The sequence below is a fragment of the Herbaspirillum sp. C9C3 genome, assembly GCF_013359625.1.
In the GTDB taxonomy this organism is placed as follows: domain Bacteria; phylum Pseudomonadota; class Gammaproteobacteria; order Burkholderiales; family Burkholderiaceae_D; genus Herbaspirillum.
Map to the genome: position 1 here is coordinate 1 of NZ_JABFMQ010000010.1, position 23922 is coordinate 23922.

The 23922-nt window shown below is 64.2% G+C and carries 16 protein-coding genes; 10 read left to right on the forward strand and 6 right to left on the reverse strand.

The features are described from left to right. Positions 1 to 116: 116 nt before the first annotated feature. Positions 117 to 1658: a lysine--tRNA ligase gene (lysS, locus tag HNO82_RS11505; RefSeq protein WP_008329721.1), complete on the reverse strand. Its 1542-nt coding sequence runs from the start codon at positions 1656 to 1658 to the stop codon at positions 117 to 119. 76 nt (positions 1659 to 1734) lie between these two features. Then, a protein-coding gene (gene prfB / locus HNO82_RS11510; protein ID WP_175343815.1) for a peptide chain release factor 2 occupies positions 1735 to 2839 on the reverse strand; the annotation gives its coding sequence in 2 pieces (ribosomal slippage) (positions 1735 to 2757 and positions 2759 to 2839; 1104 coding nt in all). 176 nt (positions 2840 to 3015) lie between these two features. On the opposite strand from prfB, the gene HNO82_RS11515 reads away from it, so the two are divergent. Next, positions 3016 to 4971, forward strand: a complete 1956-nt coding sequence (locus HNO82_RS11515) for a PhoX family protein (RefSeq protein WP_175343816.1) — start codon at positions 3016 to 3018, stop codon at positions 4969 to 4971. 90 nt (positions 4972 to 5061) lie between these two features. Continuing rightward, positions 5062 to 5790, forward strand: a complete 729-nt coding sequence (locus HNO82_RS11520) for a hypothetical protein (RefSeq protein WP_034350432.1) — start codon at positions 5062 to 5064, stop codon at positions 5788 to 5790. On the opposite strand, the gene HNO82_RS11525 is transcribed toward HNO82_RS11520, so the two are convergent. The 4 genes from HNO82_RS11525 to HNO82_RS11540 all read right to left on the reverse strand — a co-directional run bounded on the left by HNO82_RS11525 (position 5732) and on the right by HNO82_RS11540 (position 12545). Then, complete coding sequence (locus HNO82_RS11525) at positions 5732 to 7417, reverse strand: diguanylate cyclase domain-containing protein (RefSeq protein ID WP_175343817.1); 1686 nt, start codon at positions 7415 to 7417, stop codon at positions 5732 to 5734. The two genes, HNO82_RS11520 and HNO82_RS11525, sit on opposite strands and share 59 nt — an antisense overlap. A 210-nt stretch (positions 7418 to 7627) precedes the next feature. After that, complete coding sequence (gene recJ, locus HNO82_RS11530; protein ID WP_175343818.1) at positions 7628 to 9322, reverse strand: single-stranded-DNA-specific exonuclease RecJ; 1695 nt, start codon at positions 9320 to 9322, stop codon at positions 7628 to 7630. Beyond that, the gene (locus HNO82_RS11535; protein WP_175343819.1) at positions 9319 to 10350 is read right to left on the reverse strand and encodes a hypothetical protein; all 1032 of its coding nucleotides are present in this window, start codon (positions 10348 to 10350) and stop codon (positions 9319 to 9321) included. Before HNO82_RS11535 ends, recJ begins: the two co-directional genes overlap by 4 nt. Before the next feature lie 71 nt (positions 10351 to 10421). Further along, entirely contained in the window at positions 10422 to 12545 is a 2124-nt protein-coding gene (locus tag HNO82_RS11540; protein ID WP_175343820.1) for an ATP-dependent helicase, read from the reverse strand. Positions 12546 to 12872: 327 nt separating this feature from the next. Between HNO82_RS11540 and HNO82_RS11545 the strand changes: the two genes are divergently transcribed. From HNO82_RS11545 to eno, 8 genes are all read left to right on the forward strand, one after another. Then, positions 12873 to 14138 carry a lipoprotein-releasing ABC transporter permease subunit gene (locus HNO82_RS11545; protein ID WP_175343821.1) on the forward strand — a complete coding sequence of 422 codons (1266 nt, stop codon included), beginning with the start codon at positions 12873 to 12875 and terminating at the stop codon, positions 14136 to 14138. Continuing rightward, complete coding sequence (gene lolD / locus HNO82_RS11550; RefSeq protein WP_008329705.1) at positions 14131 to 14847, forward strand: lipoprotein-releasing ABC transporter ATP-binding protein LolD; 717 nt, start codon at positions 14131 to 14133, stop codon at positions 14845 to 14847. Before HNO82_RS11545 ends, lolD begins: the two co-directional genes overlap by 8 nt. Before the next feature lie 109 nt (positions 14848 to 14956). Then, on the forward strand, positions 14957 to 16129 hold the full coding sequence (gene argE, locus HNO82_RS11555; protein ID WP_008329703.1) for an acetylornithine deacetylase: 1173 nt from the start codon (positions 14957 to 14959) through the stop codon (positions 16127 to 16129). Between the two features lie 318 nt (positions 16130 to 16447). Beyond that, the gene (locus tag HNO82_RS11560) at positions 16448 to 17254 is read left to right on the forward strand and encodes a TatD family hydrolase (RefSeq protein WP_175343822.1); all 807 of its coding nucleotides are present in this window, start codon (positions 16448 to 16450) and stop codon (positions 17252 to 17254) included. Then, positions 17254 to 19743, forward strand: a complete 2490-nt coding sequence (locus HNO82_RS11565; protein ID WP_175343823.1) for a DNA internalization-related competence protein ComEC/Rec2 — start codon at positions 17254 to 17256, stop codon at positions 19741 to 19743. The genes HNO82_RS11560 and HNO82_RS11565 overlap by 1 nt, the downstream gene beginning before the upstream one ends. Positions 19744 to 19859: 116 nt before the next feature. Further along, complete coding sequence (locus HNO82_RS11570) at positions 19860 to 20678, forward strand: alpha/beta fold hydrolase (RefSeq protein WP_175343824.1); 819 nt, start codon at positions 19860 to 19862, stop codon at positions 20676 to 20678. Between the two features lie 179 nt (positions 20679 to 20857). Beyond that, complete coding sequence (gene pyrG / locus HNO82_RS11575; RefSeq protein WP_008329694.1) at positions 20858 to 22510, forward strand: CTP synthase; 1653 nt, start codon at positions 20858 to 20860, stop codon at positions 22508 to 22510. Positions 22511 to 22624: 114 nt separating this feature from the next. Continuing rightward, the gene (gene eno, locus HNO82_RS11580; protein WP_039785546.1) at positions 22625 to 23908 is read left to right on the forward strand and encodes a phosphopyruvate hydratase; all 1284 of its coding nucleotides are present in this window, start codon (positions 22625 to 22627) and stop codon (positions 23906 to 23908) included. Positions 23909 to 23922 lie beyond the last annotated feature (14 nt).

Genomic DNA, 23922 nt, shown 5'->3' on the forward strand with positions numbered 1-23922 from the left:
CAGGCGGGGCAATGCGGGGAGGCTTGGGTTGCGCATCCGGGGAGCGGGATGCGCAGGCGGGCTGGTCAGGCAGAGGGGAGACGGCGGCGGGATGCGCCATCTCCCTGCTGCAAGGATCAGTCTTCGCGACGCAGGTGCGGGAACAGGATCACGTCGCGGATGTTGGGCGAGTCGGTAATGAGCATCATCAGGCGGTCGATGCCGATGCCGCAGCCACCGGCCGGGGGCATGCCATATTCCAGGGCGCGGATGTAGTCCGCATCGTAATACATGGCTTCTTCGTCACCGGCATCCTTGGCCGCGACCTGGGCCTGGAAGCGGGCAGCCTGGTCTTCGGCGTCATTCAGCTCGGAGAAGCCATTGGCGATCTCACGGCCGGTGATGAAGAGCTCGAAGCGCTCGGTGATGCCGGCCACCGTGTCGGAGGCGCGCGCCAGCGGCGAGACTTCAACCGGGTAGTCGATGATGTAGGTCGGGTTCCACAGTTGCGACTCGGCCGTCTCTTCGAACAGCGCCAGTTGCAGCGCACCGATGCCGGCGCCGGCCAGCGGGGCCTGGTCGGTCTTGACGCCGAACTTCTTCAGTTCGGTACGCAGGAAGTCGATGTCGGCCAGTTGCGTCTCGGTGTAGTTCGGGGCGTACTTCAGGATCGCGCCGGTGATGGTCAGGCGGTCGAAGGGCTTGGACAGGTCCAGCTCGCGGCCCTGGTAGGTCAGCACGGCAGTGCCGTGGGCGTCGATGGCAGCCTGGCGGATCACCTGTTCGGTGAAGCCCATCAGCCACTGGTAATCCACGTAGGCGGCGTAGAACTCCATCATCGTGAATTCGGGATTGTGACGTGGCGAGACACCTTCGTTGCGGAAGTTGCGGTTGATCTCGAAGACACGCTCGAAGCCGCCCACCACCAGGCGCTTCAGGTACAGCTCGGGGGCGATGCGCATGAACATCTGCATGTCCAGCGCATTGTGATGGGTGATGAAGGGCTTGGCCGCCGCGCCGCCCGGGATCGGGTGCAGCATCGGAGTTTCCACTTCCATGAAGCCGTTGGTTTCCATGAAGCGGCGGATCGACGACATCGCGGCGGTACGCGCCTTGAAGGTGCGGCGGGTCTCTTCGCTCATGATCAGGTCGACGTAGCGCTGGCGATACTTCATTTCCTGGTCGGCCAGGCCGTGGAACTTGTCCGGCAGCGGGCGCAGCGACTTGGTGATGAGCTTGAGCCTGGTGACCTTGATGGACAGTTCGCCGGTCTTGGTCTTGAAGAGCGTACCCTCGGCACCCAGGATGTCGCCCAGGTCATAGTGCTTGAAGGCGGCCATGGCTTCTTCGCCGGTGACGTCGCGGGTCACGTAGAGCTGGATGCGGCCATCGGCGCGCAGGCCCGAGGCATCCTGCAGGGTGGCGAAGGCGGCCTTGCCCATGACCCGCTTCAACATCATGCGACCGGCGACGGTGACGGTGACCGGCTCGGCTTCCAGGGCCTCATTCTCGAAGCCGTCGTATTTCGCATGCAGGTCGGCGGCGTTGTTGGCCGGACGGAAATCGTTGGGGAAGGCGATGCCCTGTTCGCGGATCGCCGCCAGCTTGGCGCGGCGCTCGGCGATGATGCTGTTCTCGTCGGCTGCCGGCTGGGCGGCGGGGGTGTTTTGCGTGGTCATGGTTGGAATTCTTGAAGGTTGAACGGTCGGATCAGCATGAGCCGGCCGCGCAGCAAGGCCGCGCAGCCGCTGCGGATCAGACGCCCTGTTTCAGCGAGGCCGCGATGAAGTCGTCGAGGTCGCCATCGAGGACGGCCTTGGTATTGCCGGTTTCGAAGTTGGTGCGCAAGTCCTTGATGCGGGACTGGTCCAGCACGTAGGAGCGGATCTGGTGGCCCCAGCCGACGTCGGTCTTGGAGTCTTCCAGCTTCTGCTGCTCGCTCATGCGCTTGCGCAGTTCCAGTTCGAACAGCTTGGCGCGCAGCATGTCCCAGGCTTCGGCACGGTTGCGGTGCTGGCTGCGGTCGTTCTGGCATTGCACGACGATGCCCGACGGCGCGTGTGTCAGGCGCACGGCGGAGTCGGTCTTGTTGATGTGCTGACCACCGGCACCGGAAGCGCGGTAGGTATCGACACGCACGTCGGCCGGGTTGATCTCGATCTCGAAGGATTCATCCACTTCGGGGTAGACGAAGAGACTGGAGAAGGAGGTATGGCGGCCATTGGACGAGTCGAAGGGCGACTTGCGCACCAGACGGTGCACACCGGTTTCGGTGCGCAGGAAGCCATAGGCGTATTCGCCTTCGACCTTGATGGTGGCGGTCTTGATGCCGGCCACTTCACCGTCGGACTGTTCCAGGATCTCGGCCTTGAAGCCCTTGCGTTCGCAATAGCGCAGGTACTGGCGCAGCAGCATGGAAGCCCAGTCCTGGGCTTCGGTACCGCCGGCACCGGCCTGGATGTCGATGAAGCAGTTGTTGGCGTCCATGGGGCCGCTGAACATGCGGCGGAATTCCATTTCTTCCACCAGCTTCTTCAGGTTCTCGGCATCGGCCTCGATGGCGACGATGGTGTCCTCGTCCTTTTCCTCGCGCGCCATCTCGAACAGGTCACGCGCATCGGTGAGTTCGCTGTCGATCTTGACGAGGGTGTGAACGATCGCTTCCAGCGATTTCTTTTCCTTGCCGAGGTCCTGGGCCCGCTTCTGGTCATTCCAGACGTTGGGGTCTTCCAGTTCGGCGTTGACTTGTTCGAGTTTCTCCGACTTCACATCGAAGTCAAAGATACCTCCGAAGCTCGGTGGCACGGGTGGCCAGGTCGTCGAGCAAGGATTGGAGGGAATTGAGGCGTTCTGCTTCCATGATGGTTTCTTTTGCGATCAAACCTCGAATTATACAAGAGGAGGAGGGCAGTTTCACCCCCGTCACGCGCCTGTCATTTTCCCTCGCTACCATCGGCGCGCTTGTTTGACTGACAAAATCCTGACGGCGGCGCCCGGCGCTGCCTGCCATCTGCTAGCCAATACGGAGAACCTTCGATGAGACAGCCTGCCCCCACCGCTACCCAATCCGACGTCGATCAGCCGCAAGCCGGCCGCCGCAACCTGCTCAAGGCGCTGGGCGCCGCGCCCCTGCTGCCGCTGACCGGCGGCCTGTCGGCCTCGGCCCTGCTGGCGGCCTGCGCCACCCCCGGCGCGGGCAAGCCCTTTGCCTCGGCGCGCTTCACCGGCATGCCGGCTCCGACCCTGGCCAATCCGGCCGCGATGGCCACCACCACCGTCGGTTCGGCCCTGGAAGTGATCTTTGCCGATGGCAGCAAACAGAGTTACAAGCTGGCCTATCAACCCTTCTTCATGACCGGCGACATGGTGCCCGACGGAAAGGGCGGTACCATTCTCGCCGGCGGCTACCTCGACATCAACAATCAGCCCATCATCGACCGTTCGGTGCCGGGCAAGGAGCGCCAGTTCTATTCCGACTGCCCGGACGGCTCTTCGTTGCTGACCGTGGCCGGTGCCAAGGTGCCGGGCGTGAAGGGCAATGCGGTATTTGCCGTGGTGCAATTCGAATACACCACCCGCGACCAGAAGCAGGCCGCCATGTACGGCCAGCTGCCGTCGCCCATCGCCGTGCTGACGCTGGACCAGGACCCGTCCTCGGGCAAGTTGTCGCTGGTGCAGTACCACAATGTCGATACGTCCCAGGTCAACGGTCTGTGGATCACCTGCGGCGCCAGCCTGTCGCCCTGGAATACGCACCTGTCGTCGGAAGAATATGAACCGGATGCCTCGGCCATCGCCTCCAACCCGCAATTCAAGGCCTTCAGCAAGAATCTGTATGGCGACGAGAACCGCGCCAATCCCTACCACTACGGCCACTTGCCGGAAGTGACCGTCCACCCCGACGGCACCGGCTCCATCAAGAAGCACTACTGCCTGGGCCGCATCTCGCACGAGCTGGTGCAGGTCATGCCGGACCAGCGCACCGTGTTGATGGGCGACGACGCCACCAATGGTGGCCTGTTCATGTTCATCGCTGACCGTGCTGCCGACTTGTCGTCGGGCACGCTCTACGTGGCGCGCTGGGAGCAGGTCTCGGGCGTCGGTCCGGGCGCGGGCAAGTTGTCCTGGGTGCGCCTGGGCAGCGCCACCAGCGCCGAAGTCAAGGCCATGGCAGACCGCTACAAGGCCGCCGACATCATGGACATCCGCACCACTGATCCGGCCGACGGTTCCTTCTCCAAGATCCCGTTCAACGGCAAGTTCAACTGGGTGCGCGTCAAGCCGGGCATGCAGAAGGCCGCGGCCTTCCTCGAAACCCACCGCTATGCGGCACTCGCCGGTGGCAGCCTGGGCTTCACCAAGATGGAAGGCACGACCGTCAACGCGCAGGACAAGATCGCCTATTCGGCCATGTCCTACATCCAGACCTCGATGCTCAATGGCTCCGGTCACATCAAGGTCGCCGGGCCCCGGGCCGGCGCCGTGTACGCCCTGAACCTGCGCGGTGGCCAGCGCGATACCGGCGGCAATGTCATCGACAGTGAATGGGTCGCCATCGACATGGCCCCGCCGGCGGCCCTGGTGGGCGTAGACCTGAAGACACCGGATGCCCTCGGCAACCTGGCCGATCAGGAGCACATTGCCAATCCGGACAACATCAAGTTCTCCGAGAAGCTGCGGACCTTGTTCATCGGCGAAGACAGCGGCATGCACGTCAACAACTTCCTGTGGGCCTACAACGTCGATACCAAGGCGCTCACCCGCGTACTGTCCTGCCCGGCCGGTGCCGAATCGACCGGCCTGCACGCCGTCGATGAAATCAACGGCTGGACCTACGTGATGAGCAATTTCCAGCACGCCGGCGACTGGGAAAAAGGTTTGCACGACAAGGTCAAGGACACCCTCGACCCGCTGGTACGCGCCAACTACAAGGATCGCTTCGGTGCCACGGTCGGCTATCTGACCGGTTTGCCGCATACCGGAAAGGCCTGATGTGAAGCAAAAGGCTTCAGTCTGAAGGGGGCGGAGGGAACGCATTCTGCTAGGATCAGGCCCTGTCAGCTCGTTTCGTGCCGCCCGCCGATGACCAGAAAGCTGTTTTTTCTCCTGCCGCCCCTGCTGTGCCTCGCACTGCTGGCCGGGTGCGCCTCGACACCCGCCCCGCATGGCGAAGTCAAGGGCGCCCAGGCCAGTTCACGCGAGATGGGCCAATCCGACAGCAACCGCGTGGCTACCCTGGCCATGCGGGCCAATCTCGACAGTCTCTACCTGCTGATGTCCAAGCTGTATCGGCGCAATCCGGCCGAATGGAAAAAGACTGCGGCCAGCCGCGACGAGGCCGAGCAGAAGGTGCGCCAGGCCATCGAACAGCGCCAGGCCTGGCCGGAACTGCAGGGCAAGCGCGATATCGAGGCCATGACGCTGGCCTTGTCGCCGGAGTTCAAGGGGGATAGGGTCGCGGCCTTCATCGATGCCACCGCCGACATGATCATCGTGGCGCATGGCAACAAGATTGAATTCTTCCTGGTCGACGGGCTCGATGCCCAGCGTCTCTACAACGCTGCCCGCAATGTGGAGATCGCCGCCTGGATCCTCTCCAGTCGCCGCCATGCCAGCGGTGCACCCTTGCTGCTGTCCGACGAGATCGGCAGCCAGGCACGCAATCTGAGTTTCGAACGTGAATTCGGCAAGATCGTCGGCCGCCTGGACCTGATGGCCGAATTCATGACCGAGCGCTATCGCCGTGCCGGCATCAGCTATGTGCAGAACCTGTTGGGCGGGTCATTCCTGCAGTTCCTGCCGGTACGTTGAGTTCGTCGGCCACCGTCGGCCGTGCCGGGGCAATCACGTAGCAGCCACGGCCGTTGCCCTTGGCGGCATACATGGCCTTGTCGGCCGCCTGCAGCAGGCTGTCGGCGTCACAGCTGCCGTCACACACGGCGATGCCCACCGACACGCCCAGCTGATAGTCTCCCTGCGCCAGGTGCAGCGGTTCCGAGACCACCTTGATACATTTTTCGGCCAGCACCTGCGCGCCCTGTTCGTAGGGCTGGCCGAGATCGGTAATGAGCAGCACGAATTCATCCCCGCCCACGCGCGCCAGGGTATCGCCGTGGCGGGCCACCTGGCGCAGGCGCCGTGTGACTTCCTGCAGCACCAGGTCGCCGGCCTTGTGGCCGAGGGTATCGTTGATCGGTTTGAAACCGTCCAGATCCAGGAACAGCAGCGCCACACCATTGCGTTCGCGGCAGGCGTGGGTGAGCGCCGCCTCCATCCGTTCGGCCAGCATCATGCGGTTGGGCAGGCCGGTCAGCACGTCGTGATGGGCCTGATGTTGCAGTTCGGCCTGGTGCAGCTTCAGGCGCGAGAGCAGCCCATTGAAGGCCATGGTGAGGTGGCCGACTTCATCGCGCCGCTCCACCGGCAGCGGCGACAGCGGCAGCTCGCCGCGCGTCATGCGGTCGGCCAGGGCGGCGGCACGGCGCAGCGGGCGGAAGAACCACAGGTAGGCCAGCACCACCAGCGCAACCACCATGACCCCCTGAATCAGTCCACCGCGCCCGATCAGGGCGCGGGTACGGGCGACTGTGGGCAAAGCGTCGGCCAGCGGCAGCGTCACCGCTACCAGCCAGCTGGTGCCGGGCACCGAGGAAAAGGCTTTGATTTCACTGACCCCATTGGCCGCCACGTCCACGCCATTGCCGCGGTATCCCTGCTGCAGGGCCTGGTCCATCAGCTTGTCCTGGCCCACGGGAGGCAAGCGGGTATAGACCAGGGCCTCGTCACTGGAGGCGATGATCAGGCGCTGGTTGGGTGCAATGAGCAGGAAACTGCCGGTCGGCCCCAGTCTGGCCCGTTGCAGGTGATCGAGGAAGCCCGGCGCAGTCAGTTCGGTGCTGCCGCCCAGTACCCCCACGATCCGGCCCTCGGCATTGCGCAGCGGCGTCATGATCGCAAGGATGGGTTTGCCGCTGGCCGGGCTGGTCAGGGGCGGGCAGATCACGGTGGCGCCCCGCATGACGCGTTCGAAATCGGGGTACCCGGTCAGCGACAGGGCGCGGCGGCCATTGAGCGTGGGGTAGTCGACGACGATCATGCCGTTGGTGTCGGCCACGAAGAGTCCTTGCGCAAACAGCGGCTGCAATTCCTGGTGCTCCTGCAGCCAGGTGTACAGTCCTGCGCGGTCTGCCGGCATCGACGCCGGCAGGTGCCGGGCCAGGCGTTCCAGGTAGTGCGCCCGCTCCTGTACGCGGTACCCGATGTCCTCGGCCAGATAGCTGGCGATGGTGCTTTGCTGGTCGGCTGCGACCTGGGCTTGTTCCTTTTCCAGAAAGTCGATCAGGATGTAGTAGCGCATGAAGGCGCTGACCACGATCAGCAGGAGGCCGAAGAGGACGAGTCGAGACACCAGGCTGCAATGGATGCGCTTGAGCTTCATTCAGGGATTTGATGTTGTTGTTTTTGCTCGGAGCGCCCTTGTTGCCCACTTCCTTCAAAATTGCCCGGAAGTCGCTCCAAGCCAATATTGTGCCACTGCAATGTGGTGCCGGTGCTCTTTTTTTAGCTATTGCCGGGCTGCAATCCTTGCAGGGCAAGGCTTTGCCCGCGTGCGCAGCCCGCCTGGCTCGACGAGGGGCCTGTCAGGGTTTCAGGCGGGTTCCGCATGTTCCACCATCAGTTGCACGCTGGTCTTGCCGTTGTATTCGTTGGCATCCAGCCGGAAGGCGACCTGGGCATGGTCGGGCAGGGCATCGGTATGGCCGAACCAGATGGCGTCATACTTGCGCCCTCCCTTTTCCAGTTGCAGCTTGAGGTGCTTGTCCTTGAGGATGCGCTGGCTGAGCACGCGGAAATGGTCGCAGAACACCGGCGGGGCAAAGCCCTGGCCCCACACTTGCTGGTCCATCAGGCTGATGAATTCCACCGAATAGTAGCTGTCCTCGAGTTCGCCATCGGTCTCGATGACGCGCTCCAGCTGGTTTTGCGTGAGCCAGTCGCGCCCTACCGCCTCGAAAGCCTGCGCAAAGGCATCGAAGGCTTCAGCATGGATGGTCAGCCCGGCCGCCATGGCGTGGCCGCCGAACTTGGTCATCACCGAGGGGGCATGCTTGGACACCAGATCGAGCGCGTCACGCAGGTGGAAACCGGCGATGGAGCGGCCCGAGCCCTTGATGAAACCTTCATCTCCCGGTGCGAAGGTGATCGTGGGGCGGTAGAACTTGTCCTTCAGGCGCGAGGCCACGATGCCGATCACGCCCTGGTGCCAGGAGGGATCGAAAACGGCGATGGTGCGCCGGTCGGCCGGGTTGAAATCGTCCAGCAGCAGCAGGGCGGTGTCCTGCATGCCGGCTTCGATGTCGCGCCGTTCGCGGTTGATGGCGTCGAGTTGCTGGGCGATGGCCCAGGCACGGCCTTCGTCATCGGTAGTGAGGCATTCGATGCCCAGCGACATGTCGGCCAGGCGGCCGGCCGCGTTCAGGCGCGGGCCGACGGCAAAACCGAGGTCGAACGGAGTGGCGCGGCGGGCCTCGCGGCCGGCGGCGCGAAACAGGGCGGCGATGCCGGGGTGCATCTTGCCGCTGCGCATGCGCTTCAAGCCCTGCGCCACCAGGATGCGGTTGTTGGCGTCCAGCTTGACCACGTCGGCCACGGTGCCCAGGGCCACCAGGTCGAGCAGGCTGTCCAGCCGTGGCTGGGTCTGGGCATCGAAGCGGCCGCGCTTGCGCATCTCGGCGCGCAGCGCCAGCAGCACGTAGAACATCACGCCCACCCCGGCCAGGTTCTTGCTGGGGAAGCCGCACTGCGGCTGGTTGGGATTGACGATCACGCGCGCCTCCGGCAGGGCGTCGCCGGGCAGGTGGTGGTCGGTCACCACGACGTCGATGCCGCGCCGCTTGGCTTCGGCCACACCATCGATGCTGGCGATGCCGTTGTCGACGGTGACGATGATGTCGGGATTCTTCTCGCGCACGGTCAGCTCGACGATCTCGGGCGTCAAGCCGTAACCGTATTCGAAGCGATTGGGCACGATATAGTCGACCTGCGCGCCCAACAGGCGCAATCCGCGCAGGCCGACGGCACAGGCGGTGGCGCCGTCGCAGTCGTAGTCGGCGACGATGACCAGCTTCTTGCGCGCGGCGATGGCGTCGGTCAGGTAGCTGGCGGCGGCATCGATATGCAGCAGGCCGGACGGGGCGATCAGGGCATTGAGCTCGCTGGCCAGCTCACGTGCGGTGGACAGGCCGCGCGCCGCATAGACGCGTGCCAGCACCGGGTGCACCCCTTCGGCGATGAGTTGCTCGGCCTGGGTGATGTCATAGGAGCGGGTGGTGACGCGTATCATGCCGACAGCCCCGCCAGTGAAGGTTTGTGCCAGAAACGCCGCAGCGCGCCACGGGTGACCGTCACTTCCAGGCTGCGATCCGCGCCGCTCAGGATCAGATTGAGCGACTCCAGGCTTGCTGCCCGCAGCGATACCAGCAAGGGTGCCAGCCAGTCGCGGTCCAGGTGTTCCAGGTGCTGCAGCCAGAGACCCCATTCCTCGGCCAGCGCGGCTTCGGCCAGGGCATCGAGCACCAGCAGGCGGTGGCCGCTGCCGCGCACGAGCTGGGCCGCGCCCCCATCGATGCGCTCCTGCCCGAAGGCGCGCAGCCAGCCGCGCAGGCCGAAGCGTTCGGTGTAGATGTCCTGCGCCAGCACGCCGGCATTGGCGCCGCCCCAGATCCAGATCGAGTTGATGGCCTTCTGGCCGCGCATTTCGCGCTGTTCGTTGAGGGACTCGGCGAACCATTGCATCTGCACTTCGTTTTGCAGCTTGCGCCAGGCCAGCTCGCCCGGTCCTTCGGGCATCCAGATATCGACATTGCGCCCGCTGGCCGCCGAAGGGGTGGAGGTGCGCAGGCCGGCCCAGGCATCGGCCCGGATGAACCAGGTACGGGCGTCGCCATAGACCAGCTCATGGCCGATCTCGGTAAAGAGCGGCAGGGCGGCGTCGAACAGGCGGCGCGATTCGTCCTCCTCCAGTTGCAGCTGGCCGATGTCGGTCAACACCAGATGATCGCGGGCCACGTGGATGTGGGCCGGATGCAGCACGAACCAGTGGCCGGCGCTGGGCGCGTGGCCCAAGCGCTGCATCAGCGCGCTGGCGGCAGCCGGGCTGCAATCCTGGGCGGCAGGCGGCAGGCCGAAGCGTCGGGCCAGCCAGTGTTCATGCGGCAGGGCGCGTGAAAACGGATCATGCGCCTGGCGCGCCACGGCCTTGCCCCGGCCCAGCAGCATGGCCAGGGCCGGCGCCTGGCACTGGCGCAGCAGGTCGCGCGCCAGCTCGGCCGGGGGCAGGGCGAAGGGGATGAGGATGTCGAGTTGATTCATGGGGCGCTATTTTAGCGGCTGGCGCGCCGCTTGGCCCCGTCGACTGCACAAAGCTTCACTTCAAGGCAGTGTCATTGCTTGTTCCAGGCGTTTTTGGCGCGCTGTCGTACCAGCATGCGCACGCTGTCGGGCATGGGCGTGCGCGCGCCATTGGTCTCGGCCGAGAACCACAGGCTGTCCTCGAAGAAAGGCAGCATGCGCGGCGTGATGAAACGGCTGCGGATGCCGTTGATGTGGCGCTCGCCCTGCGCCGTCTGCTGGGTGATGTAGAAGCGCTGTGGTACCACCAGGTGCAGATACTCCCTGGCGCGTGTCATGGCCACGTACAGCAGACGCCGTTCCTCGGCGATCTCGGCCTCGCTGCCGGTGGCCAGGTCGGACGGAATGCAGCCGTCGACCACATTCAGTACATGGACCGAGCGCCATTCCTGGCCCTTGGCGGAGTGGATGGTGGAGAGCGTCAGGTAATCTTCGTCGCGATAGGGCGGGCCGGAGAAATCGCTGCTGGCCTCGGGCGGGTCCAGGGTCAGTTCGGTGAGGAATTTCTCGCGCGAGGCATAGCCCCTGGCCAGCGCGGTCAACTGCTCGAGGTCGGCGGCGCGGGCGTCGGCATCCTCGTAGCGTTGTTCCAGCTGCGGCAGGTACCAGTCGCGCGCGGCCTGGAGGTCGGTCGGCCAGGTCGCGCTGGCGCGACGCATCAGGTCATAGGTGTCGGCAAAGGCCTGCCATTGCAAGGCGATGCCGGAGGGCGCGCTGAAGTTCAGGAGCGCGTCGGCCGGGGCGCTGGCACCGGCCATCAGGTCCAGCACCTTCCTGGCGGTAGCGGGACCGACCCCGGGGATCAGTTGCAGCGCCCGGAAGCCCGCCATCCGCCCACTGGGATTGTGGGCCAGGCGCAGCAGGGACAGCAGGTCCTTGATGTGTGTGCTTTCCAGGAACTTGAGGCCGCCGAACTTCACGAAGGGAATGTTGCGCCGGACCAGTTCCAGTTCCAGCGCCGCGCTGTGGGTGGCGGTACGGAAGAGCACCGCCTGCGACTTCAGCGTGAGTCCTTCTTCCCGATGCGCCAGGATGCGGTTGGCCACCCAGCGCGCCTGTTCGGCCTCATCCGGGATCACCACCAGTTGCGGCTTCTGCGAGGAAGGCTTGTCGCTCCAGAGCTGCTTGAGGTGCCGCTCCGGCGCATCGGCGATGACCGCATTGGAGGCCTGCAGGATGGGCTGCGTGGAGCGATAGTTCTGTTCCAGCGTCAACAGCCGCGCCGACTGCGTGAACAGCTCGGGAAAGTCGAGGATGTTGCGCACCGTGGCGCCCCGGAAGGAATAGATGGACTGGGCATCGTCGCCTACGGCGGTCACACCGGCGCCATCCGGTTTCATCCTTTGCAGGATCTCGGCCTGCAGGCGGTTGGTGTCCTGGTATTCATCCACCAGCACGTGGTCGAAGCGCGCGCCTGCCGACTGCGCGATCACTGGGTCCGAGAGCATGTCGGCCCAGAACAGCAGCAGGTCGTCGTAATCCAGCACATGCTGGGCTTCCTTGGCCTCCACATAGCGGGTAAAGAGTTCGCCCAGCAGCCTTTCCCATTCCCGGCACCAGGGGAACTGGGTTTGCAGCACCGTGCCCAGGTCTTGCCGGGTATTGACCGCACGTGAATAAATGGACAGGCAGGTCGCCTTCAGCGGAAAACGCTTGTCGGTCGAGGACAGCCCCATCTCATGGCGCAGCAGGCCGATCAGGTCTTCCGAATCGCCGCGATCCTGGATGGTGAAGTCTTCTTCCAATCCGATGACGGTCGCGTACTCGCGCAGCAGACGCGCGCCGATGGCGTGGAAGGTGCCCGACCAGGGCAGTTGCGGCGGGCTGTCGGCAGGCGCGAGCCCCAGGACCTGTCGGATCACCTGGCCGACGCGCCGGCCCATGTCGGCGGCCGCCCGGCGCGAGAAGGTCAGCAGCAGGATGCGCTGCGGGTCGGCCCCATCGAGGATCAGCCTGGCGACGCGGTGCGCCAGGGTATTGGTCTTGCCGGTACCGGCACCGGCCACGATGAGCAGCGGCAGCTGCTGTGCCGGCGGAAGCTTGCTGCCGTGCTCGACCGCCTCGCGCTGCTGCGCGTTCAGGCGCGCAAACGGATCGCGCTCGCCGCTGGGCGGGCTGCTGGTGTCGGGGACGTCCTGAGCGAGTTCGGGTGGCATGGTGCGGGAAATCCGGAGGGGCGAGGGGGCGCAAGCAGATACTGTATATATAACCAGTTCATGATGCAACATCAGGAAGTGCTTTTATATGAAGTCACTGAGCGCGAACCTCTGCCGTGGAAGTGAATCTATAGACATCACGGCGGGCGACCTACGGGTCAGGCGCGAGCAGGCGGCTGAGGGCCAGGGATGGGCCGTCGGTCCAAACTGTGGCAAACTTCGCGCTTTGTCTTCGCCCGTGTTGGCGTGCGGCCGGAGCATTGCGCCCCTAGCCTGGGGCGCGAGGCGACTGGTGGCACATTGTGCAGGCCCTCTCCCGGAGCAATTTTGAGTCTGATTAAAAACCTGCCGTTCGAATGGCTGGTCGGTATCCGCTACACGCGGGCCGGCAAGCGCAGCGGTCGCAACAGTTTCATTTCCTTCATTTCCCTCATTTCCATGGCCGGCATCGGGCTGGGCGTGGCCGCGCTGATCGTCGTGCTGTCGGTGATGAACGGCTTCCAGAAGGAGGTCCGTGATCGCATGTTGTCGGTGCTGCCCCATATCGAGGTGTTTGACGCTTCCGGTGCCATGCACGACTGGCAGGCCGTCGCCAAGCAGACCTTCCAGAACCCGGAAGTTCTGGGCGCGGCGCCCTACGTGTCCGGTCAGGGCATGATGACGCGTGACGACAACCTGCGCGGCGTCATGGTGCGCGGCGTGCTGCCCGAAGAAGAGCGCAAGGTGTCCGACGTGGCCGGGCAGATCAAGCAGGGCAGTTTCGATTCGCTCAAGCCCGGCGAATTCAACATCGTCATCGGCGGCGAGCTGGCGCGCGGCATGCGCGTGGGCCTGGGGGACAAGGTCACGCTGATCGTGCCGCAGGGGCAGGTGACCCCGGCGGGCGTGCTGCCGCGCCTGAAGCAGTTCACCGTAACCGGCATCTTCGAGGCCGGCCATTATGAATTCGACTCGTCGCTGGCGTTCATCGACATCAAGGATGCCGAGACCCTGTTCCGCATGGATGCCCCTACCGGCGTGCGCCTGCGCATCCGCGACATGCTGCAGGCCCCGGAAGTGACTCAGCAACTGGCCCACACTCTCACCGGCGACCTCTACCTGCGCGACTGGTCGCAGCAGAACAGCAACTGGTTCGCGGCCGTGAAGACCGAAAAGCGCATGATGTTCATCATCCTCGCCCTCATCATCGCGGTGGCGGCCTTCAACCTGGTGTCCACGCTGGTGATGACGGTGACCGACAAGCAGGCCGACATCGCCATCCTGCGCACGCTGGGGGCCTCTCCCGGTTCCATCATGAAGATCTTCGTGATCCAGGGCGCACTGGTGGGCCTCATCGGTACGGCTGCCGGGGTCGGTCTGGGCGTGCTGGTGGCACTGAACATCGATGTGCTGGTGCCGGCCATCGAGCGTGCCTTCCATGTGCAGTTCCTGCCCAAGAGCATCTACGTGATTTCCGAATTGCCGTCCGAGCTGATCTGGTCGGATGTCACCACCATCGGCGGCCTGGCCGTTGTGCTGGCATTCCTGGCCACGCTCTATCCGAGCTGGTCAGCGGCCCGTGTCAAACCGGCGGAGGCGCTGCGCTATGAATAATATTGATCCGATCAAGAACCGCCAGGCCGTGCTCTCATCGCGCGGACTGGGCAAGACCTTCACCCAGGGCAAATATTCCGTGAAGGTGTTGGGCAATGTCGATATCGACGTCTACCATGGCGAGCAGGTCGCCATCGTCGGCGCCTCCGGTTCCGGCAAGTCGACCCTGTTGCACTTGCTGGGCGGGCTCGATACCCCCAGCAGCGGTACCGTGAGCCTGCTGGGCAAGGATTTCGCCAGCCTGGGTGAGCGCGAGCGCGGAACCCTGCGCAACCAGTCGCTGGGCTTCGTCTACCAGTTCCACCACCTGTTGCCGGAATTCTCTGCGCTGGACAATGTGGCCATGCCGCTGATGATCCGCCGCATCAAGCGTGCCGAGGCGCAGGAACAGGCCCGCGAGATGCTGGACAAGGTCGGCCTGGCGCAACGCGTGACGCACCGGCCGGGTGAACTTTCCGGCGGCGAGCGCCAGCGGGTGGCGCTGGCGCGCGCGCTGGTCACGCGCCCGGCCTGCGTGCTGGCCGACGAACCGACCGGCAACCTCGACCGCAGCACCGCCGATCGCACCTTCGAACTGATGATCGAACTCTCGCGTACGCTGGGTACGGCCTTCGTCATCGTCACCCACGATATCGAGCTGGCCGGGCGTTGCGCACGCGTGCTGCGACTGTCCGACCAGGGGCTCAAGGCGGCCGGTCAGCAGTCTTGAGGCTTTCCGGGTAAGCTATGCCCTTGATACCGCCGTCTTTTGGAGACGGCGGTATGCTTTTGAAGACACGAATACCTGAACAGATACAGATGGAAACTGGAGCAAGACAATGAACACCCGCCAATGGCTAGAGACCCTGGTCGCCTTCGATACCACCAGCCGCAATTCCAACCTGGAACTGATCACCACCGTGCGGGACAGCCTGGAAAAGCAGGGCATCTCCTCCTGGCTGGCGCACAACAAGGAGCAGACCAAGGCCAACCTGTTCGCCACCTTGCCCGCTACCGCCGGTCCCGATGCCGGCAGCACCGAGGGCGGGATCGTGCTCTCCGGACATACCGACGTGGTGCCCGTGGATGGCCAGAAATGGGATACCGACCCCTTCAAGCTGACCGAAAAGGAGGGCAGCCTGTACGGTCGCGGTACCTGCGACATGAAGGGCTTCATCGCCACCTCGCTGGCGCTGGTGCCGGAATTTCTGGCCATGCCGCGTGTGAAGCCTATTCACCTGGCGTTCTCCTATGATGAAGAAATCGGCTGCATCGGCGCTCCCGTGATGCTGGAAGAGATCGTCAAGCGCGGCATCAAGGTCGATGGCTGCGTGGTCGGTGAGCCCACCAGCATGAACGTGGTGGTGGCGCACAAGGGTATCAACGTGTTCGCCTGCAAGGTACACGGCAAGTCCGCGCACTCTTCGCTGACCCCGCAGGGCTGCAATGCCATCGAGCATGCCGCGCGCCTGATCTGCGCCATCCGCGATTTCGCCGATGGCTACAAGGCCAATGGCCCCTATGACCAATTCTTCGATGTGCCTTTCAGCACGATGACCACCAATCAGATCCGTGGCGGCATCGCGGTCAATACCATCCCTGAGCTATGTGAATTTACTTACGAATTCCGCAACCTGCCCGGCATGAGCGTGGCCGACATCCAGGCCCGGATCGACAAGTACATCGCCGAGGTGCTGCTGCCCAAGATGCGCAGCGAGTTCCCGGACGCCCGCGTGGAGATCGACAACTTCGCCGGCAGCCCGGCGCTGGAAGCGGTGGAGCAGGCGGCCATCACCGAACTGGTACGCGCACTGACGGGCGACCGTGAAACCCGCAAGGTGGCGTATGGTACCGAGGCGGGGCTGTTCCAGCAGATCGGCATTCCGACCATCGTCTGCGGTCCCGGCGACATCGGCAATGCCCACAAGCCCAACGAGTTCGTGACGCTGTCGCAGATGGAACGCTGCGAGCAGTTCCTGCGCAAGCTGGGCAAGTCCTTGCAGCCGGCCTGATCGCACACAGGATCAGCCAGGCTCGACAGCCAGGGACGCGGGACGCGAGCGATCGCGTCCCTTTTTCATGGTGCTGCGCGCCTGCTGCCGTCATTCTTTACGATTGTTAATCCCTGCAAGAGCGCGTTAGACGGTAAACTGCCGTCTCCGAAGCCGGTGCCAACCGGCTATGCTGTTGAAACAACAAGACGCTTCGGGGGAAGCGAGCCGGATCAGCCTGGCTGAGCCATGCGGTCGCGGCCCCTGTTGCGGGTGTCGTCATCCGGAGCCGTTGCCCGCCGGGCCGGTCTTTCCGATTTTCGCCAAGCCATCCAGCACATGTGGGTTGATACGCACTGCCATCTCGATGCCGGGGAATTCGGCGCCCGTTCCGCTGCCATCGCTGCCGAGGCCGCGCAGGTTGGCGTGCGCGTCATCGTCATCCCGGCCATCGCGCGGGTGAACTTCCATAAGGTCGCCCGACTGGCGCGCGAGGTCGGCAACGCCGTCTATGCGCTGGGCATCCACCCCCTCTACGTGCCCACGTCCGAAGAAAGCGATCTGGACACGCTGCGCTCGGCCATTGCCGAGGCGCTGAACGATCCGCTATTTGTAGGGATTGGCGAAATCGGGCTGGATTTCTTCGTACCAGCCCTGAAGGAAGCGCCGCTGCGCGACAAGCAGGAATTCTTCTTCGCCGAGCAGCTCAAGCTGGCGCGCGAGTTCGCGCTGCCGGTCCTGCTGCATGTGCGGCGCTCCCAGGACATCATTCTCAAATATCTGCGCCGTATCCGCGTGCCGGGTGGCATTGCCCATGCCTTCAATGGCAGCGACCAGCAGGCCCGGACCTTTGTTGAACTGGGGCTGCACCTGGGATTCGGCGGTGCCATGACCTTCCCGCGTTCGCTGCAGATTCGCCGCCTGGCAAAGGAACTGCCCTTGTCGTCCATCGTGCTGGAGACCGACGCGCCGGATATTTCCCCGGCCTGGCGCCATCCCGACATCAACACGCCGGACCAGATCCCGCGCATCGCCGAAGTCCTGGCCGGGCTGCGCCAATTGCCCGTGAACGAGATCGCCGCCGCCACCACGGCCAATGCCCGGGCCGCGCTGCCGCGCCTGGCCCATGCGGGACTGCACCTCTGATGCGCGCGCTGATCATCGGATTTGCCGTCGGCGTGGGCTTGCTGCAGGTGCAGGGCCAGTTGCCCGGGACCGAGTGGTATGCCGTGGGCCTGGTGCTGGCCGCCTTGCTGGCCTTGACTGCCTGGAAGTTCTGGCAGCCTTTCCTGCGGGTGCCGTTGTTGCTGACCTGCGGCGCCTGGCTGGGTTTCCTGTGGGCCGCCTCGTTTGCGCTCTATTACCTCGACCAGGCTTTGCCGACAGCCTGGGAAGGAAAGGACATCACCGTCATTGGTACCGTCGCCGATCTGCCCGTCCACAACGAGCAGGGGGTGCGTTTCCGTTTCGACGTGGAGCAGGTGGTGCTGCAGGGGGGCGTGAAGCCGCCGGTGCCGCCCCGGCTGGCGCTGTCCTGGTATGGCACCCAGCGTTACCAGCTGCCGTCCGAAGATGGCGAGCAGCTCGCCCCGCCCCGGCTGGCCGTACCCGACCTGCGCCCCGGCGAACGCTGGCGGTTGCAGGTGCGCCTCAAGCGTCCGCACGGCAATGCCAATCCCGACGGATTCGACTACGAACTGTGGCTGCTGCAGGACGATGTGCGTGCCACCGGCTATGTCGTTGGTCGTCCGGCGGCGGCGGGCGCGCCGCTCACGGCGCTGAACCGGCGCGTCGATGAATTCGTCTGGACACCTTCCCACGTCATCGACAGCGCGCGCGGCTGGCTGCGCGATCGCATCCATGCGGCGTTGCCCGATGCGCCCTATGCCGGGGTGATCGCGGCGCTGGTCATGGGCGACCAGCGTGGCATCAACCAGGCCGACTGGACCGTCTTCAATCGCACCGGCATTGGCCACCTGATGGCCATCTCCGGTCTGCACATCACCATGCTGGCGGCCTTGTGCGGCGGGCTGGCGAGCTGGCTGTGGCGGCGTTCCTTCTTCACCGGGGCGCAACTGCCGCTGCGCCTGCCGGCCCAGAAGGTGGCGGTGATCGTGGGCATGCTGGTGGCTTTCCTCTATGTTCTGCTGGCCGGCTTCGGTGTGCCGGCCCAGCGCACCTTCTACATGCTGGTCGTGGTCGGGGTCGCCTTCTGGCGCGGCCGCATCGTGCGTGTCTCGGTAGTGCAGTGCCTGGCTCTGGGGCTGGTCTTGCTGCTCGATCCCTGGGCGGTACTGTGGCCTGGGTTCTGGCTGTCTTTCGGGGCGGTGGCCTTGCTGCTCTATGGCTCGGTGGGTCGCATGCAGCCGCCGCAGGCCATGGCTGCCGCGGCCTCGCGCAGGCACTGGTGGTCGGCGCTGCTGCAGCGGATCAAGCAAGCGGGATACGCCCAATATGTCGTCACGCTGGGGCTGGTGCCCTTGACGGTGCTGCTGTTCGGGCAATATTCCCTGGTCAGTCCGATCGCCAATGCGCTGGCCATTCCTCTGGTCTCGCTGGTGATTACGCCGCTGGCGCTGCTGGGCAGCATCCTGCCGGAACTGCTCGCCCACTTCGTGTTGCAGGTCCCGCACCAGCTGCTGGCGTGGCTGGCCGATTTTCTGCGAGTACTTGATGCCATGCCCTGGGCGGTGTGGCAAACGCCGCTGCCGGGCGTCTGGATGTTCGCGCTGGCCCTGGGGGGAACCTTGCTGGTGCTGGCGCCGCGCGGCTGGCCGGTGCGCTGGCTGGGCCTGTTCGGCTGGTTGCCGTTGCTGCTCAATGCGCCCGTGGCCCCGGCCGAAGGCAGCATGCGCGTGACCGCCTTTGACGTCGGGCAGGGCATGGCCGTGCTGGTGGAAACGCCGGGACATCGCCTGCTCTACGATACCGGGCCGTATTACACCGCCGAATCCGACGGGGCTACCCGCGTGATCCTGCCTTACCTGCGTGCGCGCGGTATCGATCATCTGGATCGTGTGGTGATTTCCCACAATGACAACGATCATTCCGGCGGGGCAGTGTCGCTCTTCAAGCATCTGCCGGTGGACAGCGTCTATTCATCGCTGGCACCACAGAGCCCCATCCTGCGCGCCGCGCCCGCGCATACACGCTGCCAGGCCGGGCAATCGTGGAACTGGGATGGCATCGGCTTTACCATCCTGCATCCGCAGGCGGCCAGCTATGACAGCGACAAATGGCGTCCGAATGCCCGCAGTTGCGTGCTGAAGGTGCAGATCGGGCGGCAGTCGGTGCTGCTGGCCGGAGATATCGAGGCCGTGCAGGAAGACGAACTGGTCAACGGTCCGCTGGCCGACCGCTTGCCCTCGACGGTGCTGCTGGCACCGCATCACGGCAGCGGGACCTCGTCCACCGAGCCCTTCCTGCGGGCGGTGCGGCCGGAACTGGCGGTATTCCAGGTCGGCTATCGCAACCGTTTCAATCACCCCAAGCCGGAAGTCTATGAACGATATGGTCGTCTTGGTATCCGCCGCCTGCGCACCGATGAAACTGGCGCGCTGACCATGACGCTGGGGGATCAGTTGCAAGTGGACCAATACCGCAAGCAACATGCGCGGTATTGGTACGGCCAGTAAGCAGGCAAGGCGCTCGACGCCTGCCTGTCGTTCCATTTCGCGATGCGGGAAAATAGCACGCTCGCGGCGTCAGCCGTTTTGCTATGCTGCGGCCATTGCCTAGCCTGCGCCTGTCCATGAGCCTTCCCATTCTTCATTTCGCCCACGCCAACAGTTATCCGGCGGGGACTTACGGCATGTTCTTCGAACAATTGCGTGCCCACTACGATGTGCGCGCCTTGCCTATCCACGCCCATGATCCACGCTTTCCGGTCGACGACGGCTGGCGCACTCTGGCGCGCGAACTGCGTGAGGAACTGGAGCGCAGCTATGCCGAACCGGTGATCCTGGTAGGGCATTCCATGGGCGGCATCCTGGCGCTGATGGCTGCGCGCAAGCGCCCGGCGCTGGTGCGCTGCGTGGTACTGCTGGATTCGCCCATCGTGGCCGGCTGGCGAGCGCAGCTGCTGCGCCTGGCCAAGTTGCTGAAGTATGAAAGCCGTCATTCGCCCTCGGTGGCCTCGGCGCGCCGCCGTGACAACTGGCCGGACATGGAGGCAGCCTACCGGCACTACGCCGCCAAGTCCCTGTTTGCGGCCTGGCCGCAGCAGGTGCTGCGCGACTATCTGCAACATGGCCTGGTGGCGCAGCCCGATGGGGGCGTGCGCCTGCGCTTCTCGCGCGAGACCGAAACCGCGGTCTATCGCACCATTCCTCATCACCTCGGGCGCCTGGCGCGCCAGACCTATCCGGTGCCGGTAGGCTTCGTGGGCGGCGTCGATTCAGTCGAGTGCCGTCTGGCCGGCCTGGAGGCCACGCGTCGGCTGGTCGGACCGAACTTCCTCCAGATTGCCGGCGGCCACCTGTTTCCGATGGAATCCCCGGTGGCGGCGGCCCAAGCCACGCACGGCATGATCGGGCAGCTGTTGCAGGGCAGGCAGCTTCATGGCCAGTGAAGTGCAGATGAACCAATTTGCCGGGACGATGGTCAAGAATCCAGTGCGCGGGGCCGCGCATGTTTTCCTGCTGCAAGATTGTCGATGGAGAGACACTAATCGCAGGGAGGCTTAAAAAACGAGCCGGATTTGGGGTATAATTTGAATTTCCCGCATGTGCCGTTCGGCACTCATCTGTAATGACCAAGTTTGTATTTGTCACTGGCGGCGTCGTGTCTTCCCTGGGTAAAGGGATTGCCGCCGCGTCCCTGGCTGCGATCCTCGAATCGCGCGGCCTCAAAGTCACCCTCCTGAAGCTCGATCCCTACATCAACGTCGACCCCGGCACGATGAGCCCGTTGCAGCACGGTGAAGTGTTCGTCACCGATGACGGCGCCGAAACCGACCTCGACCTGGGCCACTACGAGCGCTTCATCTCGGCCAAGATGAAGAAGGTGAACAATTTCACCACCGGTCAGGTGTATGAATCGGTGATCCGCAAGGAACGCCGTGGCGAATACCTGGGCAAGACTGTCCAGGTCATCCCGCACATCACCAACGAGATCCAGGAATTCATCCATCGCGGCGCCGAAGGTTTCGAGGTCGCGCTGGTGGAAATCGGCGGCACTGTCGGTGACATCGAGTCGCTGCCCTTCCTGGAAGCGGCGCGCCAGTTGAGCCTGCGCTCCGGCCGCAACGCCACCGCCTTCGTGCATCTGACCCTGGTTCCCTTCCTGGCCTCGGCCGGCGAACTCAAGACCAAGCCCACCCAGCACAGCGTGCAGAAGCTGCGCGAGATCGGCATTTCCCCCGACGCGCTGCTGTGCCGTGCCGACCGCCGCATCCCCGACGACGAGCGCGACAAGATCTCGCTGTTCTCCAACGTCGCCGCTGACGCCGTCATTTCGGTGTGGGATGCCGATAGCATCTATAAGATTCCGCAGATGCTGCACGACCAGGGTTTGGATACCATCATCTGCGAAAAGCTGGGCCTGTCGCCCAAGCCGGCCGACCTGTCGATGTGGGACAAGCTGATCGATGCGCAGAACAATCCTTCGCACGAAGTCACCATCGGCATGGTCGGCAAGTACGTCGACCTGACCGAGTCCTACAAGTCGCTCACCGAAGCGCTGCGCCACGCCGGCATCCATACCGGTAGCCGCGTCAACATCGAGTACCTGGATTCGGAAGAGATCGAAGCCAACGGCACCGACAGCCTGACCAAGTACGACGCCATCCTGGTGCCGGGCGGTTTCGGCAAGCGCGGAGTGGAAGGCAAGATCGCCGCCGCCCGCTATGCCCGCGAAAACAAGGTGCCTTACCTGGGCATCTGCCTGGGCATGCAGGTAGCGCTGCTGGAATATGCGCGCAACAAGGCCGGTCTGTCCAAGGCCAATTCGACCGAGTTCGATCCGGATACCGAACAACCGGTGGTGGCCCTGATCGATGAATGGCAGAACCATGACGGCAAGGTCGAGCGGCGCGATGCCAACTCCGACCTGGGTGGCACCATGCGCCTGGGGGCGCAGACCTGTGCGGTCAAGCCGGGTACCCTGGCTGCCGAAATCTACGGCGACAGCGTGACCGAACGTCACCGCCATCGCTATGAAGCCAACAACTTCTACCTGGGTCGCGTGGAAGAGGCGGGCATGATCGTGTCGGCCCGTACGCCCAGCGAAGACTTGTGCGAAATCATGGAACTGCCGCGCACCGGCGAGAACGCTCACCCGTTCTACATCGGCGTGCAGTATCACCCGGAGTTCAAGTCCACTCCGCGTGACGGCCATCCGCTGTTCATTTCGTACATCCGCGCGGCGCTGGCGCATCACGCAGCGTCGAAGGGCCAGGCATAAGCTGCCGGCCAGGTGCATGAAACGGCTGCCGTCGGGCGGCCGTTTCAACATGGGCGCCCCGGCTACCGGGCCTGCACCCGCCAATCATTTTTAAAACCTTGATGGAGATCTGGAATGAGTGCAATCGTTGATATTATCGGCCGCGAAGTGATCGATTCGCGCGGCAATCCGACCGTGGAATGCGACGTGCTGCTGGAATCCGGCGTGCTGGGTCGCGCTGCCGTGCCCTCGGGCGCATCCACCGGCTCGCGCGAAGCGATCGAACTGCGTGACGGCGACAAGAGCCGTTACTTCGGCAAGGGCGTGCTGCAAGCCTGCGAAAACATCAACACCGAGATCTCGGAAGCCATCATGGGCCTGGACGCCAATGAGCAAGCCTTCCTGGATCGCACCCTGATCGATCTGGACGGCACCGAGAACAAGAGCCGCCTGGGCGCCAACGCCATGCTGGCCGTCTCGATGGCCGTGGCCAAGGCCGCTGCCGAAGAATCGGGTCTGCCCCTGTATCGCTACTTCGGCGGCAGCGGTTCCATGCAGATGCCGGTGCCGATGATGAACGTCATCAACGGTGGTGCCCACGCCGACAACAACCTGGACATCCAGGAATTCATGATCATCCCGGTGGGCGCACCGAGCTTCCGTGAAGCCCTGCGCTATGGCGCCGAGGTGTTCCACACCCTGAAGAAGATCCTGCACGATCGCGGCCTGGCCACCTCCGTCGGTGACGAAGGCGGTTTCGCTCCCAACGTTTCCAGCCACGAAGAAGCCATCAAGCTGATCATCGAAGCCATCGAGAAGGCGGGTTACGAGCCGGGCACTCAGATCGCCCTGGGTCTGGACTGCGCTGCCTCCGAGTACTACAAGGACGGCAACTACCACCTGGCCGGTGAAAACATGGTGCTGACCCCGGCGCAGAAGACGGGGCTGCTGGCGTCCTGGTGCGACAAGTACCCCATCATCAGCATCGAAGACGGCATGGCCGAGAACGACTGGGCCGGCTGGAAACTGCTGACCGAAACCCTGGGCAAGAAGGTCCAGCTGGTGGGTGACGACCTGTTCGTCACCAACACCAAGATCCTGAAGGAAGGTATCGACAAGGGCATCGGCAACTCGATCCTGATCAAGATCAACCAGATCGGCACCCTGACCGAGACTTTCGCCGCCATCGAAATGGCCAAGCGTGCCGGCTACACCGCCGTGATCTCGCACCGTTCGGGCGAAACCGAAGACTCGACCATCGCCGATATCGCTGTTGGCATGAACGCCTTGCAGATCAAGACCGGCTCGATGTCGCGTTCGGACCGCATGGCCAAGTACAACCAGCTGCTGCGTATCGAAGAAGACCTGGGCGACATCGCCAGCTATCCCGGCCGCGCTGCGTTCTACAACCTGAAGTAAGAAGCTTGCGGCGC